20 protein-coding genes are annotated in these 17,155 nt (G+C 41.1%); 19 read left to right on the top strand and 1 reads right to left on the bottom strand.

What is annotated here, in order from left to right:
* Nucleotides 1–135 precede the first annotated feature (135 nt).
* From ODU34_RS01925 to ODU34_RS01855, 15 genes are all read left to right on the top strand, one after another.
* A complete protein-coding gene (locus ODU34_RS01925; protein ID WP_105179349.1) occupies nucleotides 136–300 on the top strand; it encodes a hypothetical protein in 165 nt (54 codons plus the stop codon).
* Nucleotides 297–614 carry a PadR family transcriptional regulator gene (locus ODU34_RS01920; RefSeq protein WP_024387534.1) on the top strand — a complete coding sequence of 106 codons (318 nt, stop codon included), beginning with the start codon at nucleotides 297–299 and terminating at the stop codon, nucleotides 612–614. Before ODU34_RS01925 ends, ODU34_RS01920 begins: the two co-directional genes overlap by 4 nt.
* Nucleotide 615: 1 nt before the next feature.
* Complete coding sequence (locus tag ODU34_RS01915; RefSeq protein ID WP_105179348.1) at nucleotides 616–1,410, top strand: hypothetical protein; 795 nt, start codon at nucleotides 616–618, stop codon at nucleotides 1,408–1,410.
* A gap of 1 nt (nucleotide 1,411) precedes the next feature.
* Nucleotides 1,412–2,236 (top strand): hypothetical protein, encoded by an 825-nt coding sequence (locus tag ODU34_RS01910; protein ID WP_238146018.1) that lies wholly within the window; start codon nucleotides 1,412–1,414, stop codon nucleotides 2,234–2,236.
* Between the two features lie 84 nt (nucleotides 2,237–2,320).
* Nucleotides 2,321–2,557 (top strand): DUF2829 domain-containing protein, encoded by a 237-nt coding sequence (locus ODU34_RS01905; RefSeq protein ID WP_044758700.1) that lies wholly within the window; start codon nucleotides 2,321–2,323, stop codon nucleotides 2,555–2,557.
* Complete coding sequence (locus ODU34_RS01900) at nucleotides 2,550–3,248, top strand: 3-oxoacyl-ACP reductase (RefSeq protein WP_105179333.1); 699 nt, start codon at nucleotides 2,550–2,552, stop codon at nucleotides 3,246–3,248. The genes ODU34_RS01905 and ODU34_RS01900 overlap by 8 nt, the downstream gene beginning before the upstream one ends.
* A gap of 11 nt (nucleotides 3,249–3,259) precedes the next feature.
* Nucleotides 3,260–3,811 (top strand): GNAT family N-acetyltransferase, encoded by a 552-nt coding sequence (locus tag ODU34_RS01895; protein WP_105179332.1) that lies wholly within the window; start codon nucleotides 3,260–3,262, stop codon nucleotides 3,809–3,811.
* Nucleotides 3,808–4,281: an ASCH domain-containing protein gene (locus tag ODU34_RS01890; RefSeq protein WP_105179331.1), complete on the top strand. Its 474-nt coding sequence runs from the start codon at nucleotides 3,808–3,810 to the stop codon at nucleotides 4,279–4,281. Before ODU34_RS01895 ends, ODU34_RS01890 begins: the two co-directional genes overlap by 4 nt.
* A gap of 65 nt (nucleotides 4,282–4,346) precedes the next feature.
* The gene (locus ODU34_RS01885) at nucleotides 4,347–4,661 is read left to right on the top strand and encodes a hypothetical protein (protein WP_105152888.1); all 315 of its coding nucleotides are present in this window, start codon (nucleotides 4,347–4,349) and stop codon (nucleotides 4,659–4,661) included.
* A 305-nt stretch (nucleotides 4,662–4,966) separates the two neighbouring features.
* On the top strand, nucleotides 4,967–6,349 hold the full coding sequence (glmU, locus tag ODU34_RS01880) for a bifunctional UDP-N-acetylglucosamine diphosphorylase/glucosamine-1-phosphate N-acetyltransferase GlmU (RefSeq protein WP_136647031.1): 1,383 nt from the start codon (nucleotides 4,967–4,969) through the stop codon (nucleotides 6,347–6,349).
* 8 nt (nucleotides 6,350–6,357) lie between these two features.
* On the top strand, nucleotides 6,358–6,903 hold the full coding sequence (locus tag ODU34_RS01875) for an NUDIX hydrolase (RefSeq protein WP_004194850.1): 546 nt from the start codon (nucleotides 6,358–6,360) through the stop codon (nucleotides 6,901–6,903).
* 10 nt (nucleotides 6,904–6,913) lie between these two features.
* Nucleotides 6,914–7,234 (top strand): cell wall synthase accessory phosphoprotein MacP, encoded by a 321-nt coding sequence (gene macP, locus ODU34_RS01870; protein ID WP_002936700.1) that lies wholly within the window; start codon nucleotides 6,914–6,916, stop codon nucleotides 7,232–7,234.
* Nucleotides 7,235–7,242: 8 nt separating this feature from the next.
* The gene (locus ODU34_RS01865; RefSeq protein WP_105179329.1) at nucleotides 7,243–7,932 is read left to right on the top strand and encodes a 5'-methylthioadenosine/adenosylhomocysteine nucleosidase; all 690 of its coding nucleotides are present in this window, start codon (nucleotides 7,243–7,245) and stop codon (nucleotides 7,930–7,932) included.
* A 351-nt stretch (nucleotides 7,933–8,283) separates the two neighbouring features.
* Nucleotides 8,284–9,132, top strand: a complete 849-nt coding sequence (locus tag ODU34_RS01860) for a pyridoxamine kinase (protein WP_105179328.1) — start codon at nucleotides 8,284–8,286, stop codon at nucleotides 9,130–9,132.
* Nucleotides 9,129–9,659 (top strand): ECF transporter S component, encoded by a 531-nt coding sequence (locus ODU34_RS01855; RefSeq protein ID WP_044694114.1) that lies wholly within the window; start codon nucleotides 9,129–9,131, stop codon nucleotides 9,657–9,659. Before ODU34_RS01860 ends, ODU34_RS01855 begins: the two co-directional genes overlap by 4 nt.
* 518 nt (nucleotides 9,660–10,177) lie before the next feature.
* On the opposite strand, the gene ODU34_RS01850 is transcribed toward ODU34_RS01855, so the two are convergent.
* Nucleotides 10,178–10,930, bottom strand: coding sequence for a hypothetical protein (locus ODU34_RS01850; protein WP_105179327.1), 753 nt, complete (start codon nucleotides 10,928–10,930; stop codon nucleotides 10,178–10,180).
* 387 nt (nucleotides 10,931–11,317) lie between these two features.
* Between ODU34_RS01850 and ODU34_RS01845 the strand changes: the two genes are divergently transcribed.
* From ODU34_RS01845 to ODU34_RS01830, 4 genes are all read left to right on the top strand, one after another.
* A complete protein-coding gene (locus ODU34_RS01845) occupies nucleotides 11,318–13,894 on the top strand; it encodes a pneumococcal-type histidine triad protein (RefSeq protein WP_105179326.1) in 2,577 nt (858 codons plus the stop codon).
* 91 nt (nucleotides 13,895–13,985) lie between these two features.
* Nucleotides 13,986–14,369, top strand: a complete 384-nt coding sequence (locus ODU34_RS01840) for a PH domain-containing protein (RefSeq protein WP_105179325.1) — start codon at nucleotides 13,986–13,988, stop codon at nucleotides 14,367–14,369.
* A 77-nt stretch (nucleotides 14,370–14,446) separates the two neighbouring features.
* Entirely contained in the window at nucleotides 14,447–15,040 is a 594-nt protein-coding gene (locus ODU34_RS01835; protein ID WP_105179324.1) for a YitT family protein, read from the top strand.
* A gap of 462 nt (nucleotides 15,041–15,502) precedes the next feature.
* On the top strand, nucleotides 15,503–17,047 hold the full coding sequence (locus ODU34_RS01830; RefSeq protein WP_105179323.1) for a DEAD/DEAH box helicase: 1,545 nt from the start codon (nucleotides 15,503–15,505) through the stop codon (nucleotides 17,045–17,047).
* The last annotated feature ends 108 nt before the right edge of the window (nucleotides 17,048–17,155 follow it).

Here is a 17,155-nt window from a genome sequence, read left to right as displayed (position 1 = left end):
CTTTACATACTAGCTACCTTGTGTTACACTATAGATACAAGGCTAATAGGTAAAACAAACTAGTGATAGAAGACAAAAAAATCACTTTTATTTTTATCAGACTAGTTGGTATTACAAACTAGGTAGGGAGGCAGTATGAAACTGGATAAGAAAAGTCGGGAAAATTGGAAACTGGCAGCTATCACGCTTGTGACGGCCATTATAACAGGCTGGGCCTTGGATTCTATTTTGATTTTAGGTATCCTGTTAGCATCAGGCTTGCTGTTTGGATTTTTTACAGATGATGAGGAGGGCTTATGAAAGAAACCCAAATGCTAAAGGGGGTCCTAGACGGCTGTGTCTTACAAATTATCAGTCAGAAGGAGATTTATGGTTATGAGCTGGTTCAGGAGTTGAGAAATCAGGGCTTTGAAAACATGGTCGGAGGGACAGTCTATCCCCTCCTTCAGAAGTTAGAGAAAAATAGCCTGATTCTTAGTCAGAATAAGCCCTCGCCAGACGGACCGGACAGGAAGTATTTTTATCTGACAGACCAGGGAAAGGCTTATCTAGAAGATTTTTGGAGCCAATGGACGGAATTGGTCCAAAAGGTTCAGCGATTGAAAGGAGAGTAGGATGAGCAAACAAATGGAATACCGCAAGCAGATTGAAGTGATTGAAAGCCAGCTGACTAAGGAAAACAAGGAATACATGGGCCGTATCAATGGCTACATGATGATTGCCTCTGTCTTTCATAGGCAGGAAGAAGCAGTGACTGCCCAGCTCTTATCCATTTACCAAGATGTTCTTGAAGCCCAAAAAGACGGGCTTTCGGCGGAGGATTTTCTGGGTAAAGATAGCAAGCAGATGGCGGACGACCTACTCAGCTATCTCCCTCCGATTGGTTTCGTGGAAGTTGCAAACCTGAGTGGTCTCATGCTCATCATTTACCTCGGTAGCCAATGGCTCATGGATTTTGCAGGGACAGGAACCATCTCCCTCAACTGGCTGGACTTGATCTGCGACGCGGTACTTAGCCTCCTCCTCCCAGCAGGGATTTTCCTCATCATTCGCAGTCTGATTTACCAGACCAGCAAAATCAAGGTTTGGGCAAGTTTTCTCTGCATCCCCCTTCTTTTTCTCGTGATTTGTGGACTTCGTCTCTGGGCAATGCCCAAGGAACCTGACCTAGTCTTGACTGGCTGGGGGCTTCTAGTGCCACTCACTTTGCTCGGTCTTGCTCTGCTATTTTTCCAAAAGGAAAAATTAGTCCGCTATGTCTTTTTACCGACCTATCTCTTCATGATTGTTGGCGGTGTGGTAAATATGGTCATGACCGTTCCAGTTTGGCTCAATCTGATGTTGGTCATTCTTCCAGCTATGACCTTTTGGATTGGTACTGCGGTTTTGTTGGTGAAAAAGGAGAAGTAGAATGAACAAACAACAGGAAAATTTGAACGATATTAGCAAATTGCAAGCGAAATTGACCAAGGAAAACAAGGCTTACATGCGTAAACTTCATGGATATATGATATTGGCTTCGGCCTTTCATGAGCAGGAGGAAAGGGCGACAGAACTATTGCTTTCTATTCACCAAGATGTCTTGGATGCCCAAACAGACGGTCAATCCGCTGAGGAATTTTTAGGAAAAGATAGCAAGCACATGGCGGATGAACTCTTGTCAGACTTGCCGCCAATCCGTTGGTACTATGGTTTGCGATTAACAGGATTGATTTCCTTGGTGTATATGAGCTGGTTTTTCTTAGGTTTGTTTGGAGTGACTGGTGAAATGGTCCTAGAATGGCGGGGCTTGCTGTGCGATTTGCTTCTGGCACTCATTCTACTCAGCTCTGCTTTTTTCATCCTAAAGAACCTAGTCTATGAACGGTCAAAAATCAAGTCCTATCTGCTGATGGGGACCTGGGGGCTTAGCTTTGTGGGGTTAATTGTCTTGCGTTTTTGGATTAGTCGGCAGTTTTATGAGGGGCTTCCCCTGCCCTTGTGGGCCAGTCTTTTGGTGATTCTAGGAATCGTAGCTGGTCTCTTCTACTATCGCAGTAAGTCAGCAATTGTAGATACCTTGATTCCAGCCTATGTCCTAACGGTTCTCAGCGGCTTTAGTCAGTTGCTGGTCAGCCAGTTTGGCTATGGATCGCAGGACTGGACAGGATGGTTGCCTCTGCTCTTTATGGTTTTTGCCTTTTTCTCAACGCTTGCAGGCACATTTTTCCTATTGAAAAAGGAGAATGTGGGTTAGAAACACGATCAGGCAACTCTTTAGAGTGGTCTGATTTTTTGGTATAATGGTTGAAAGAGAGAAAAGCAACAAAGGAGTAAAACCATGACATTTGAAGAGATTTTACCAGGCTTGAAAGCCAAGAAAAAGTACGTTCGCACAGGCTGGGGCGGGGCGGAGAACTACGTCCAGCTCTTTGACACGATTGAGGTTCACGGGCAAAAACTGGAGGCGACGCCCTATTTCCTCATCAACGTGACAGGCGAGGGCGAAGGCTTCTCCGTGTGGAGCCCGACCCCCTGCGATGTCCTTGCGACCGACTGGGTAGAAGTCCATGACTAAGACAGCCCTCATCACCGGCGTTTCCAGTGGCATTGGTCTTGCACAAGCGCGGATTTTTTTGGAAAATGGCTGGCGTGTCTACGGGATTGATCAGACCAGCAAGCCTGATTTGGCAGGCGATTTCTACTTTCTACAGCTGGACCTGACTGGCGATTTAAGCCCAGTCTTTTCCTGGTGCCAGACAGTTGATGTCCTCTGTAACACCGCAGGCATTCTAGACGATTACCGACCCCACCTCGATATTGAGGAGGATGAATTAGCTCATATCTTCGCAGTTAATTTTTTTGCGGTGACCAGACTAACCCGCCCCTATCTGCAACAAATGGTGGACAGACAGTCGGGTATTATTATCAATATGTGCTCCATTGCCTCCAACCTAGCAGGAGGAGGGGGCTCAGCCTATACTGCTTCCAAGCACGCTTTAGCAGGCTTTACCAAGCAGTTGGCACTGGACTATGCCAAGGGCAAGGTTCAGGTCTTCGGTATCGCCCCAGGTGCCGTCCAAACAGGTATGACCCAGAAGGATTTTGAGCCTGGTGGCCTGGCGGATTGGGTGGCAGACCAGACCCCTATCGGACGGTGGTCCCAACCCAGCGAAATCGCAGAGCTGACCTTTATGCTAGCCAGTGGCAAACTGGCTTCCATGCAAGGTCAAATTATCACCATTGACGGTGGCTGGAGTTTGAAATAGGGAGGAAAATTATGATGTTAGAAACCAATCGTCTTTTACTCCGTCCTTGGAGCGAGGCAGACGCAGCTGACTTATTTTCTCAGGCCAGTCATCCTGAAGTTGGTCCCGCAGCGGGTTGGCCAGTTTATCAGAGTCTGGAAGAAAGTCGAGAGATTATCAAGACAGTTCTCAGCCAACCCGAAACCTATGCCCTTGTCCTTAAAGAAACAGGTCAGGTCATTGGCAGTATTGGCCTGATGATTGGCAAGCAGAGTGGGCTTAGTTTGCCAGATTCAGAAGCAGAACTGGGCTACTGGCTTGGACAGGGATTTTGGGGTCAAGGCCTCATTCCAGAAGCTAGTCAAGTTTTACTGGATTATGGATTTGCTCAGTTGAGTTTAGATAAGATTTGGTGTTGTGCATTTGTAGAAAATAGCAAGTCTCTGCGTGTACAAGAAAAGCTGGGTTTTGTATACCAATACCTCTTGGAAGATATGCATTTCCCACTCATTGATGAAGTTCGTACCGAACGAGTGAGTTTATTGACGAGAGAGGAATGGTATTCTAGAAAGGAAAAACCATGACACCTACACAACTCTGGCAAGATTTTCTTGCCTCCAATCCCCAAGCAGGTCCTGAGCCAGAGGCTTGGGCCTTTGGGGCGGAAGCTGATCGACTGGCTGACTTGGTGGCCAGGGGCATAAAAACCTCGACCAGCTCTGCTCATGCCCTTTACGCAGTAGAGGGAGAAGAAATCCCTACAGCTGGTGGCTATGACATCATTCTTGACGGGCAAGGTCAGGCTGTGTGCATTATCCAGACCACCAAGGTCTATGTGACGCCCTTTTCCCAAGTGACGGAAAATCATGCCTATAAGGAGGGCGAGTTCCGTCAGGAAGGTGACTTGTCTGACATAAAAGCGAAAAGTCTGATCCACTGGCGACAGGTCCATGAAGAGCTTTTCACTATCTGGCTGGCAGAAGCAGGCCTGTCCTTCTCAGAAGATATGTTAGTCGTCTGTGAAGAATTTGAATTAGTTTACCCTAAAAACTAGGTTCTTGCTTGTTTATTTTAAGTTGTTTATATTATAATAATATAAAATTAAACAAGGAGGTTCCTATGAATAAGGAACGTGCCATCAATTTATTGGACCAGCTTTCTTCTATTATTGCTGGAAAAGAGGAGGAGATTGGCAAAGAGAAGACAGGGAAGTTGCAGTCGGCCTTGCTTGTTGCCAAGGAAGATGTGGCTAGTAAGGAAGGAGTGGCTTTGGCAAATAGTTTGTCAGGATTTGTTCAGATGATTTCCAAGGCTAGTCTTCCAGGCGCCAATCTCCGTTTTACAGACCAAGAACGCCCTGTTTGGGAAGAGTTTAAAGCCTTGACAGAGAAAGCAAGAGAAGATGGTCAACGAGGCCTTCATTTAACAATCTAAGGAGCTCAGGCTCCTTTTTATATCCTAGATTGTAGCATCTTTCTTGAACCTGGCATCAAAACAGTTTAGGCTATTCAGTGAAGTGTTTCAACCTAAACCTAGAAAGGTAGAAGCGAGGAAAAGGTTGAGATGTTGGCGGTAGTAGGTTCACATCATTCAGGGACTACAGTTAGCCCAGACTAGATGCTTGGAAGTGAGAGGGATACTTTGCATTTTGTCGAGTTCTATTTTCACTTCTTCCGCTATTTTCCAAAAACATCAAAATTTGCTATAATAGGAGTATATCATTGAAAAGAGAGAAAACTATGAGCAATAACTATGCAATTATCCTAGCGGCGGGTAAGGGAACTCGCATGAAGTCTGACTTGCCAAAGGTCCTACACAAAGTGGCAGGAATTACCATGTTGGAGCATGTCAAACGGGCTGTAGATGCTATGGAACCTGCTAAAACAGTAACCATTGTCGGTCACAAGGCAGAATTGGTGCAGACTGTTCTCGAAGGTCAGTCAGAGTTTGCCCTTCAATCTGAACAGTTGGGGACAGGCCACGCCGTTATGATGGCTGAGCCAGCTCTTGCAGGTTTGGAAGGTCAGACCCTTGTTATCGCAGGAGATACACCGCTGATTACAGGAGAAAGCTTGAAGAACCTCATTAACTTCCATGTCAGCCACAAGAATGTTGCGACTATCTTGACAGCTCAGGCTGATAACCCATTCGGATATGGTCGGATTATTCGCAATGCTGATGGGGAAGTGCAAAAAATTGTTGAACAAAAAGATGCCAACGATTTTGAAAAACAAGTGAAAGAAATCAATACAGGAACCTACTTATTTGATAATAAACGTCTTTTTGAAGCGCTTAAAGATATTAATACGGACAATGCCCAAGGAGAGTACTATCTGACAGATGTTATTTCGATTTTCCGTCAGGCAGGCAAAAAGGTTGGTGCCTATGTATTGCGTGATTTTGATGAAAGTTTGGGTGTAAATGACCGTGTCGCTCTTGCGACTGCAGAAGCTGTTATGCGCAAACGAATCAATGAAAAACACATGGTCAATGGTGTGACATTTATCAACCCAGATGCTACCTATATTGATATTGATGTTGAGATTGGCGCAGAAGCTGTTATCGAAGCTAATGTTGTCTTGAAAGGGCAAACGGTGATTGGTGAACGCACTGTCTTAACCAATGGTACTCGTGTACGCGATGCGAAAATTGCAGCAGATGTAGTTATCAGCAACTCAGACATTGAAGAATCTGTCATTGAAGAAGGTGTGACGGTAGGACCATACGCCCATATTCGTCCAGGTAGTCTTTTGAAAAAAGATGTTCACGTTGGAAACTTTGTGGAAATCAAGGCTTCTACACTTGGTCAAGGAACGAAGTCTGGTCATTTGACCTATCTAGGAAATGCAACGCTTGGCAATAATGTTAACGTTGGTGCTGGTACCATCACTGTCAATTACGACGGTAAAAATAAATTTAAAACAACCGTTGGAGATAATGCCTTTGTTGGCTCTAACTCAACCATTATCGCACCAGTAACTATTGGGGACAATGCCTTGTTGGCTGCAGGTTCTGTTATTACAAAAGATATTCCAGAGGATGCTATCGGTATTGGTCGTGGTCGTCAAGAAAACAAAGAAGGTTATGCAACTCGTTTTCCGTTCCATCCAAGTCAAAAATAGGTAATCGTATGAATTTTGAAGAAAAAACCATTGAGCGGACAGAAATTTTTAAAGGGCACATTTTTGATGTAGTAGTAGATGATGTTGCCCTGCCAAATGGTGGAACTGGTAAGCGCGAACTCATTTTCCACAAGGGAGCAGTTTGCGTTTTAGCCGTCACTCCAGAAGGTAAAATGATTTTAGTCAAACAATACCGCAAGGCTATTGAACGTACTATTTATGAAATTCCGGCGGGGAAATTGGAGCTGGGGGAAGAAGATACGCTTGAAGATGCTGCTTTGCGTGAATTAGAAGAAGAAACAGGCTATACTAGTGACAAACTGACCTTGTTGGCAGATTTCTATTCAGCCATCGGTTTCTGTAATGAACGAATTCGCCTTTATTTAGCAGATAACCTTATCAAGGTTGAAAATCCTCGTCCAATGGATGAAGATGAGGTTATCGAATTACATGAGGTAACCTTGGAAGAGGCTTTGAACTTGGTGGCTACTGGCGATATTTGTGATGCAAAGACCATCATGGCTATCCAATATTTACAACTCATGAGAAAGTAGGAAACTAGCAATGGGTAAGCCCTTGTTGACGGATGAAATTTTAGAGAAAGTGAAAAAGAAACAGTATTCCGACCAATCTAGCCAGTTTGGACACTATCGTCCAAACCAGGATATATCAATGGATGATGCTCTATTCGATCCATATCTAGAAGAAGATTATCAGGGATATGAAGAGGGACAAACAATCCGAATCCCGGTCAAACCTACTGTAGTAAAAAGTCGCCGTATCGAAACCATCAAGCGAGAAGCTTTCCGCAGTAAGGTAAACAAAATTCTTTTTTGGGTCATCATCTTACTGATAATGTTTATCATTGCAGTATTATTTATTTAGGAGAAGAGATGAAATTTGGAATTATCGCAGCCATGCCTCAGGAATTAAAGATTTTGGTCGAGCATCTACAAGATGCAACTGAAATCGATGTCTTGGGTCGAACTTACTATCAGGGACGAATCGGTCAACATGAAGTCGTTCTTGTTCAGTCAGGTATCGGTAAGGTTATGTCAGCTATGACCGTGGCTGTTTTGGCAGATCGTTTTTCAGTTGATGTCATTGTTAATACTGGCTCGGCAGGAGCTGTTGCCGAAGGTATTGCCATCGGTGATGTGGTTGTAGCGAATCAATTGGCATACCACGATGTGGATGTGACGGCTTTCGGCTATGCTTACGGACAAATGGCAGGGCAGGAATTGTATTATCCGGCAGACCAAGTCTTGTTAGAACAGCTAAGAACCGTTTTAGCAGAGCAGGAAATGATTAGCCATGTGGGTCTGATTGTGACAGGTGACAGTTTTATCGCAGGTCAGGAGAGAATCACTACGATCAAAACTCATTTTCCAGAAGTCCTTGCCGTAGAGATGGAAGGAGCAGCTATCGCTCAAGCAGCTGTCAATACAGGTAAGCCATTCTTGGTTATCCGTGCCATGAGTGACACAGCTCAGGGAGATGCCAATATCACCTTTGATGAATTTATTATTCAAGCAGGAGAACGTTCCGCCCAGACCCTGATTGCCTTTCTGGAGAAAAATTAATACTCTTCGAAAATCAAAATTATCCGTTGTCAACTTCTTTGATGAGTGAAAAGCTCCAGTGGAGGTTTTCAGCCTGTTACCTTGAAATAAGATAGTAACAGAGTTCTATCTTCGGCTTCGTTTCCTAGGCTACTTTTGATTTTCATTGAGTATAAACAGATTTTGACAACAATACATTGAAATAGGATGACAGTAGCAAAAAGTTGTTACTGTTTTTCTTATGCAGTGATTTGAGCCCGATATTATAAGGTTTCAGCCATCTGTCCCCATACAATTTATGATAAGAGTTATTGAAAAGCTCGTGAAAATACTTTACAATTTTGTTAAAGAAAAATAATTTAGGAGGTTGTTATGGTTCAGCGATTATTGCTTGCAAATGATTTGCCTGGTGTGGGCAAGGTTGCCCTAGCCACTAGCATCCCACTTGCAGCAGCCTGTCAGGTAGAAACGATTCTTTTACCAACGGTACTACTTTCTTCTCATACGGGTGGTTTTCCAGATGTTGTCGTTGAAGATATGACTGACTTGAATCGAGCCTATTTTGAACAGTGGAAGAACTTGAATTTGGAGTTGGCAGGCATCTTGTCTGGCTACTGTAGAAATCCTCAGCAACTAAGTCAATTGGCTATGTATGCTAAACAAACAGAGACACCGTTGATTGTTGATCCGGTCATGGGGGATGGAGAGAAGTTGTATACAGGTTTCACCCCTACCTATGTAGAAGCCATGAAAGAGTTGATCCAGTCGGCCAAGCTCATTCTCCCCAATGTAACAGAGGCAGCTTTTTTGACAGGGAGGGATTATTTGGGAGCTTGCTACGATAGGGCGGCTATTGAGGACTTACTGGAAGCTTTAGCAGAGCAGGTGTCTGCAGATATTGTACTGACAGGGATTTCCTTTGATGATAGCCAAATAGGTGTAGCCTATTTTCAGCAGGAAACAGGGGAAATAACTACCTATATGTCTAAAAAATATCCAGCAAATTTCTTTGGAACAGGTGACATTCTATCTACCTTGTTGGCTGTAGCAACCATCCAACAAATCAATCTCCATCAAGCCATCCCACTAGCTTTAGATTTTATCGATAAGAGTTTAGAGCGTACTCTCGCTTTGGATAGAGACTTGAAATTTGGGATTTCCTTTGAACCTTTTCTAGCAGCATTACAGCAGGCATTTCAAACATTAAAGGAGAAATTATGAAACAGAATCAATTACGTCAATTAACAGAAATTAGCCTATTTGCAGCCCTTATTTGTGTGGTTGTCTTCTTTATTCGTATTCCTTTTGGGAGTCAATTTGTCCATCTAGGAAATGCTTTGGTGGTAGTAGGAGTACTAATCTTTGGTGCCAAAAAAGGGGCGCTGGCAGCCTCACTCGGTCTAGGCATCTTCGATTTACTGTCGGGATATGCTTCCGTTGCTTGGATTACCATTCTAGAATCACTCATTGTCTGTTTTGTCCTCCACTTATTTTATGAGAAATTCCTACAGGCAAACGATAGTCTATCAAATATTATGTTGGTTGGGATAGTTGCAGCCCTCACAAAAATTATCTTGAACCTGTTGAAGTACACATTGACGGGGAGTTTAGTCGGTGGACTAACGCCATCAGCATCATTTTTAGCTGCTTTGGGTAGGATTTTAGGAACCTATGGCACTGCAATTACGACCATCATTGCTGTACCTATTCTTTATCAGGTATGTAAAAAGTTATATAAGAGAAAATAATTTATATTGGTGACATTAGTTAAATTCAATATGAAAAAAGGTCAGAAGGACTACACTGTAAGTGACGAAACAAACAGGAGGTTATACTCTTCGAAAATCAAAATTATCCGTTGTCAACTTTTCTTGATGAACTCCAGTTCTATCTTCGGCTTCGTTTCCTAAAGCTACTTTTGATTTTCATTGAGTATTAGTACAAGCTCTTTCAAATATCGCCGCAATGTTGTCCTATCTATAGTAGAGACAAAAATAAAAGCACAGACAATTCGGCTGTATTTCATCAAAATCAGCTTGAATCTATCTGTGTTTTTATTGGCTAGTTCTTATACTCATGTTTGTTGCGTATTTTTTAAAGCTCGTCAATAGAGTGGGTTAGTTTTTCCGGCGATGACTAACATCATTAACTCGTCAAGCACAAAGCCCTCACTAAGATTATACACCTAGTGAGGGCTTCATATTTATTTTCATTATTCTGTGGGTGAGGTCGGAACCATCAGGGATGACTTTACCAGCTTTTTTTATTATTTTTCTAAAGTAAATTCTTCATTTCCGTTAATAATGGTGGTATTTCCCTTGCGAGAATAGGAAATAATATCTTTTACGGAAATATCGTATGTAGTCAGTTGTTTGATTGCTGCGTCATTAATTTTTGTAATGGTTACTGTATGGAGGAGCTGATCGACATCTCCCTCGAAAAAGGTAGCAGAGATAGTACCAGTTTCTTGATTGTATGTGGCACCTAGTTCTTTAGCATACTCGTCTTGGTACTTATGAAATTCTTTTTCCGCCTCAGCTTGTGTAGGTAGAAATGATTTCAATTGCTTTTCATAGTCTGCTCCGAGAGCGGTTGTTAAGTATTCTTCTACGGAAATTCCCAGAGAACTTGCTTCTTTTTGTGCTTCCTCTAACATTACCTTATAGGCTTGATCCAAGGTTAATTTTGCGATTTTAGGAATATCAAAGCTTGTTGTAGCGGTGAAGACAGCTTTCTTATCTACGACTGTCATCGTATAAGTTGCATCAATCCACGTTTTATCGATACCTGGAAGTTGATTTTGTAACTCCTTGATACTGGTTTTGACAATGTCTTGTTCAGCTTGGGAATTGCGCCATGTACCGCTAATGTTGCCACTATTATATTTGAATAATGCAAGACAGGCAAAAAATACGATAATAGCGGTAAAGAGTGTGATAATAATTCTAAGGACGCGATTACGTTTCTTTTTCTGTTTCGCAACGAGTTCTTCGAAAGTTTGAGTAGATGTATTTTCCATATATTCTCCTTTTATTTCCCTATTTTTAATATACTATAGTTTGTTTGCTTTGTCAATGGTCGTAGGGATGGAAACACGCTATCTGTATGAAGAAAAAGGTATGTAACTATTTTCTTGTTGTATGCATTTTTTTAAAAGCTTTTATAAAACCTTCGCTTTAACAAGGACAATCCCTCATTTCCAAGGCTATTATATTACATTTTTTCTACTAAAAACTGACAGCAGTCGTGAAAATATGGTTTATAAAACAAATTTTTTCATGCGTTTGTCGTGGAATGGAAAATTTATTCACGAACAATCATTGTCAGTTGTTTTTTCTTGCAAAAATCAAAAATAAAATATATACTAGTTAATTGTTAACTGGTTAATAAGTATAGGAGGACAAAAATGAAAAAGAAAACAACCTTATTTGCCTTGACAGGCATTATCTTATCTTGTCATCTTTTTTTGGCGGGTTGCCAAAAAACAGAGAATACTGCAATAAATCATCAAGATGTTCAAAGTAGCAATGCCTCAAAAGTAGATGAAAATATGATTGTGGTGTCTGAAATTAAATCTAATGGCTATATGCGTCTATATGGAGAAGAGTCATACTTTTTTGAAGGTCCTATTCCGTATGCGGCACACTTTTTAAAAGATACCCTTCCAGATTCTGATTATAAATTGAATAAAGAAGATATTCAGTATCAGCTAGAGAAAGGTTATATTATAAAAGTAAATGAGCAGTACTTCTACTATCCAAAGGATAAAGATGCTAATGTAATTTCTATTTCTGAAGCTAAGAAACTCACCAAAAATCAAAAGAAACCTACTTCTCAAGCTAAAAAAGGGGTAGCTGGTGTTGATTATCCTACGGATGATGGATTTCTTTTTGAAAATGAAGGTCAAATTCTTTCAAAAACGGATGAGGGACTGGTCTTAGAACATAATGGTCATTCACATTTTATTTTCTATAAGGATTTAAAAGAAAGCAAATGGTCCTATTTGGTACCCAAAGAGTACATTGAGAATAGCCAATCCAGCTCACATTCCAAGGCAAAGCAAGCGAAGCTATCACAAACTTTTGATGATGGTTATGTATTTGATCCGAAGGATATAGTGGCTGAAGATGCGAATGGCTATACGGTACGTCATGGAGATCATTATCATTATATTTGGAAATCAAGTTTGCAACACGGACAAGGAAATACTGGGGAGACCATTGGAAAAAAGGGACAGATTACTGTTCTTGATAATCATTCGTTGCATACTCCGACCACAAGAAATAATTTCGTCCCACTCAAGTCTACCACAGAAAAAGGGCATACTTCCACTCAGTCTAATTCAAAAAAAGCTTTCCCAGGTATTGATTATCCAACAAGCGACGGTTTCATTTTTGATGGTAGTGGAGTCCAAGGTCAAACAGCGTTAGGGTTACTCATTGGCCATGGTACGCATACTCATTTAATTCCGTACAGTCATTTGATAGGAAGTCCGTGGGAGTCTTATATTCCTACTCAGTATTTAGAGACTGCTAGAGCAGAATACCATTCGTCAACTTCCACTCAAGTTGATGTAGAAATTCCGTTGTCACCACAAGAAGGTGGGAAACCTAACTCAAGTGTAGAAGAAGAACGAGAAGCTAAAAAGAGCTACCTAGCCGAAAATCTGCATGTTTCAAAAGAAAAAATCAAGGTGATAGAAACAGATGCAGGACCTGCTTTCGTTTACCCTCATGGTGACCATTCTCATACAATCTTGATTGAGAAAATTGAAGTTGGAAAACCAATCGAAGACCCTCACGGTGACCCACATGCTCATGATAAAATTGGAATGGCTACTTTAAAACAATTAGGTTTTGATGATGAGATTATTGAAGACATTTTGCATGCTACGGCTGATACTCCTTTCCCATCTAATGAAACAGATTCCGAGAAGATGAGAGAGTGGTTAAAAACGGTAAAATATCTAAATATTGGTCAGCGAAAAGATCCGCTAAAGAGAGCCGGTCTGGACTTGATGTCAAATGTTGAAGTGTTAGGGATAGGTTTTACACCAATTGATGATGTAAAACCTATCTTGCAATTTAAAAAATTGAAACAATTATGGATGACCAGCACAGGCGTTAAGGATTATCAGTTTTTGAAAGAAATTCCAACATTGGAGGGAATTGACTTATCACAAAATGGTGTTTCTGATTTGGGCTTTTTGGAAGAATTTCCAAACTTAAAAGTAGTTTCTGCTGCAGGAAATGACATTGAAGATATCACTATTCTAGCTAAATTAAAAGCTTTAGAATCCTTAAATTTAGATCATAATAAAGTGACGGATTTATCCCCATTAGCAGATTTGTCACAATTGACAGCTGTTAGTTTAGATAATAATCGTATCACAGATTTATCTGCGCTTCAAAACAAGAAGAAGTTAACCCGTTTGTATATATCACAGAATCCTCAATTAGATATATCAACTCTAAAAACAGAGAATTTAGAAGAACTGACAGCTAATGAAAGTAATGTAAAAGATCTTCAGTTTGTAAAAAACAATCCAAATTTAACTAGTCTTACTCTTAAGAATAATAAGATTACTGAATTACAAGGGATAGAAGAAAATGAAAAATTAGTAAATCTGGATGTAGAGGGGAATCAAATTAAGACTTTGGAAATAGAGGGTAAACAAGAATCGGTTGTTCGATTAAATGTTGCAGATAATCAATTGAAGAATTTAGAAGGAGTCAATGATTACAAAGCCTTAGAAGACCTGAATGCTTCAAAAAATGATATTGAAACACTTGCCATCACAGAGCCAAATAAGACTTTGAAAACAATTGATGTGAGTGAAAATCACATTCCGAAGGAAGAATTAAATCTAAATGATAAGAAGATCCCATCTGCGATTGCAGAACATTTTCCAGCAGTTGAAGGTGGCAGTATCGAGAACAATCAACCTAAAGAAGTTGATAAGGAAGCAAAGGTAAGCGAATAATTCTCCATGTTTGGTAAAGACCTAGTGTCTAAGATAGTCAACTAGTAGCTTTTTGTGTTATACTATAGAAAAATACCAAAGGAGCCATATTATGGGACTATTTTCAGGTTTACTAGGTAATGCCTCGCAAATGGATAATGATAAGATTGAGCAGGAATTGGAGCATGTTCTACTGGATAATGAACAGGTTGAGATGGCATTTAGTCTGGTTCGTGATTTGATTGTTTTTACAGAATATCGATTGATTTTGGTCGATAAGCAAGGAATGACTGGGAAAAAGGTATCTTATAAATCGATTCCTTACCGCTCGATTTCACGCTTTACGGTAGAAACCTCTGGTCATTTTGACTTAGATGCCGAGCTGAAAATATGGATTTCATCGGCTGTTGAACCTGCTGAAGTTCTTCAGTTTAAGAGCGATAAGAGTGTCATTGCTATTCAAAAAGCTCTGGCTTCAGCTGTCTTAGGAAAATAGGAAAAAAGTACAGAAAGTGGCTATCCGCTTTCTGCTTTTTTTGATATACTAAGGTGGACTGTTTGTGAGGAGAGAATATGATTCAGATAAAATGGAGAGACTGCTTATTGATATGTTTTGGGGCAATCCTATATGCCCTTGTTTTGAATATGCTCATCATTCCACATGAATTTGGCGAAGGTGGGATTACTGGTGTTACCCTACTTTTGTTTTATACGACAGGGATTGAAACAAGTCTGTCCAGTTTTGTTTTGAATGGGATTTTGATTGTATTAGCCTACCGCTTTTTGAGTAAGTTAACGGTTTTCTATACTTTCTTAGCGGTTGCTACTATGTCCTTAACCATGCATTATACGACTTTTCTGCAAATAAAATGGTTGCCCCTGATTCCCTCTGCTCTCTTGGCGGGATTGGTGACAGGTTTATCAATGGCTCTAGTCATTTATGGAAACGGGTCCACGGCAGGAAGTGATATTATTGCATTGTTGTGTAATAAATATTTCAAATGGAAGATTTCCACCGTTATTCTCATTTTTGATGTATTTGTGGTAACTCCTTTGGCTTTTAAAATTGGGCTTGTAAAAACATTTTGGACATTGGTAATGGTTGTCATTATCAGTAAAAGTTTGGACTGGTTCTTGCAAGCATTGAAAAGGAATAATCATAAATAAAAATACAAGAAAAGTCTAGCTATGCACATATAGCTAGGTTTTTTGTTATAGTCGAATGAATTAACTTTCAGACAAGGAGCAGATACTAGAGTAGGGCAAACCGAAAGTGTCGATGTATCAAAGCTAATTCAAATGACTATAAAAATGATGGACTCCTCATGAAAACGTATTATTGAGTTTTTAAAGGTAAATACTAACTATTATTGTTAGATTGTGTTATACTTGGTAAGTTGCAAATCCAATATCAGTGGTTCGACCCTGATATCTTGTTACAAAAAAAGTTAGATAAGGTAGCTTCGTACTGCCTTGTAAAAGAAAGGAAATGCGTTAGGAAACTAGTTCGGGAAGAGCATTCGAACCCGTGCTAAAAACTTCGTGAAAAAGATAGACTTCCTAGTGTGTTGTCACACTGCGTCAGTCTCTTATTTTCACCTTGTTTTCTTAACGCACTTGGTATCATAATTGAAATTTACTGAATTAAATCTGTCAGAAGACATTTTGCTTGCCGTTGAGAAGGCTGGTTTTGAAACGCCGTCACCTATCCAGGAGCAAACAATTCCGCTTGCTCTGGAAGGAAAAGATGTGATTGGTCAAGCCCAGACGGGTACTGGGAAAACAGCAGCCTTTGGTCTGCCAACCCTCAATAAAATTGACACCAATAATCAAGCTGTACAAGCCCTGATTATTGCCCCAACGCGTGAGTTGGCGGTGCAGAGTCAGGAAGAGCTTTTCAAATTTGGTCGTGAAAAGGGTGTGAAAGTCCGCTCTGTTTACGGTGGCTCAAGCATTGAAAAACAAATCAAGGCTCTTCGCTCAGGTGCCCACATTGTTGTTGGTACGCCAGGGCGTTTGTTGGATCTAATCAAACGCAAGGCCCTCAAACTTGATGGCGTTGAAACCCTCATTCTTGATGAGGCTGATGAAATGCTCAACATGGGCTTCTTGGATGATATTGAAGCGATCATCGAACGTGTTCCTGAAAGTCGCCAGACCCTCCTATTTTCTGCGACTATGCCAGAGCCAATCAAGCGCATTGGTGTCAAATTCATGAAAGAGCCTGAGCACGTTAAGATTGCGGCTAAGGAATTGACCAATGTGAACGTGGACCAATACTATATCCGTGTCAAAGAACATGAAAAATTTGATACCATGACACGCCTCATGGACGTTGACCAGCCTGAATTGTCTATCGTCTTCGGTCGTACTAAGCGCCGTGTCGATGAATTGACTCGTGGTTTGAAATTGCGTGGCTTCCGTGCAGAAGGTATCCACGGAGATTTGGACCAGAACAAACGTCTACGTGTTATTCGTGACTTTAAAAACGACCAGATTGATGTCCTTGTTGCGACGGACGTTGCGGCGCGTGGATTGGATATTTCAGGTATAACGCATGTCTATAACTACGATATTCCACAGGATCCAGAAAGCTATGTTCACCGTATTGGTCGTACAGGTCGTGCGGGTCAATCAGGTCAGTCTATTACCTTTGTTTCGCCAAACGAGATGGGCTACTTGGCAATTATCGAAGATTTGACCAAGAAACGTATGAAAGGTCTCAAACCAGCAACTGCTCAGGAAGCATTCGAAGCTAAGAAGAAAGTTGCTTTGAAAAAGATTGAGCGCGAAATGGCGGATGAAACTATCCGTAGCAATTTCGATAAGTTCAAGAAAGATGCAGTCAAGTTGGCAGCTGAATTTACCCCTGAAGAGTTAGCGCTTTATGTATTGACCTTGACTGTTCAGGATCCAGAAAGTCTGCCAGAGGTAGAAATTGCGCGTGAAAAACCATTACCATTTAAATTTGCTCCTGGACAAGCCAAGGGCAAGGGTGGACGTGGTGGCCGCGACCGTGACCGTGGTGGACGCCGTGGTGAACGCAATGACCGTGACCGTCGCGATGACAAATTTAAACGTGACAACCGCCGTCAGGACAACAAAAAACCACACCAACGCACATCAAGTGAAAAGAAAACAGGCTTTGTTATCCGCAATAAAGGGGAGAGATAAGCAGTGTTTGACAGACCATAAAGAGTGGTCTGTTTTTTTGAAATCTATTTAGAAAATAATCGAAATAGCTCTTGACAAACAATAAAAATAGAGTATAATTCTATTTAG

It is taken from the genome of Streptococcus sp. 2018WUSS126, from assembly GCF_044427425.1.
GTDB lineage: Bacteria > Bacillota > Bacilli > Lactobacillales > Streptococcaceae > Streptococcus > Streptococcus hashimotonensis.
This window is presented reverse-complemented; position numbering and strand designations above follow the sequence as displayed.

Excerpts from the sequence above, each read along its gene's own strand:
- ODU34_RS01925 (WP_105179349.1), top strand. The coding sequence starts at position 136 with ATGAAACTGGATAAGAAAAGTCGGGAAAATTGGAAACTGGCAGCTATC.
- ODU34_RS01920 (WP_024387534.1), top strand. The coding sequence starts at position 297 with ATGAAAGAAACCCAAATGCTAAAGGGGGTCCTAGACGGCTGTGTCTTA.
- ODU34_RS01915 (WP_105179348.1), top strand. The coding sequence starts at position 616 with ATGAGCAAACAAATGGAATACCGCAAGCAGATTGAAGTGATTGAAAGC.
- ODU34_RS01910 (WP_238146018.1), top strand. The coding sequence starts at position 1,412 with ATGAACAAACAACAGGAAAATTTGAACGATATTAGCAAATTGCAAGCG.
- ODU34_RS01905 (WP_044758700.1), top strand. The coding sequence starts at position 2,321 with ATGACATTTGAAGAGATTTTACCAGGCTTGAAAGCCAAGAAAAAGTAC.
- ODU34_RS01900 (WP_105179333.1), top strand. The coding sequence starts at position 2,550 with ATGACTAAGACAGCCCTCATCACCGGCGTTTCCAGTGGCATTGGTCTT.
- ODU34_RS01895 (WP_105179332.1), top strand. The coding sequence starts at position 3,260 with ATGATGTTAGAAACCAATCGTCTTTTACTCCGTCCTTGGAGCGAGGCA.
- ODU34_RS01890 (WP_105179331.1), top strand. The coding sequence starts at position 3,808 with ATGACACCTACACAACTCTGGCAAGATTTTCTTGCCTCCAATCCCCAA.
- ODU34_RS01885 (WP_105152888.1), top strand. The coding sequence starts at position 4,347 with ATGAATAAGGAACGTGCCATCAATTTATTGGACCAGCTTTCTTCTATT.
- glmU (WP_136647031.1), top strand. The coding sequence starts at position 4,967 with ATGAGCAATAACTATGCAATTATCCTAGCGGCGGGTAAGGGAACTCGC.
- ODU34_RS01875 (WP_004194850.1), top strand. The coding sequence starts at position 6,358 with ATGAATTTTGAAGAAAAAACCATTGAGCGGACAGAAATTTTTAAAGGG.
- macP (WP_002936700.1), top strand. The coding sequence starts at position 6,914 with ATGGGTAAGCCCTTGTTGACGGATGAAATTTTAGAGAAAGTGAAAAAG.
- ODU34_RS01865 (WP_105179329.1), top strand. The coding sequence starts at position 7,243 with ATGAAATTTGGAATTATCGCAGCCATGCCTCAGGAATTAAAGATTTTG.
- ODU34_RS01860 (WP_105179328.1), top strand. The coding sequence starts at position 8,284 with ATGGTTCAGCGATTATTGCTTGCAAATGATTTGCCTGGTGTGGGCAAG.
- ODU34_RS01855 (WP_044694114.1), top strand. The coding sequence starts at position 9,129 with ATGAAACAGAATCAATTACGTCAATTAACAGAAATTAGCCTATTTGCA.
- ODU34_RS01850 (WP_105179327.1), bottom strand. The coding sequence starts at position 10,930 with ATGGAAAATACATCTACTCAAACTTTCGAAGAACTCGTTGCGAAACAG.
- ODU34_RS01845 (WP_105179326.1), top strand. The coding sequence starts at position 11,318 with ATGAAAAAGAAAACAACCTTATTTGCCTTGACAGGCATTATCTTATCT.
- ODU34_RS01840 (WP_105179325.1), top strand. The coding sequence starts at position 13,986 with ATGGGACTATTTTCAGGTTTACTAGGTAATGCCTCGCAAATGGATAAT.
- ODU34_RS01835 (WP_105179324.1), top strand. The coding sequence starts at position 14,447 with ATGATTCAGATAAAATGGAGAGACTGCTTATTGATATGTTTTGGGGCA.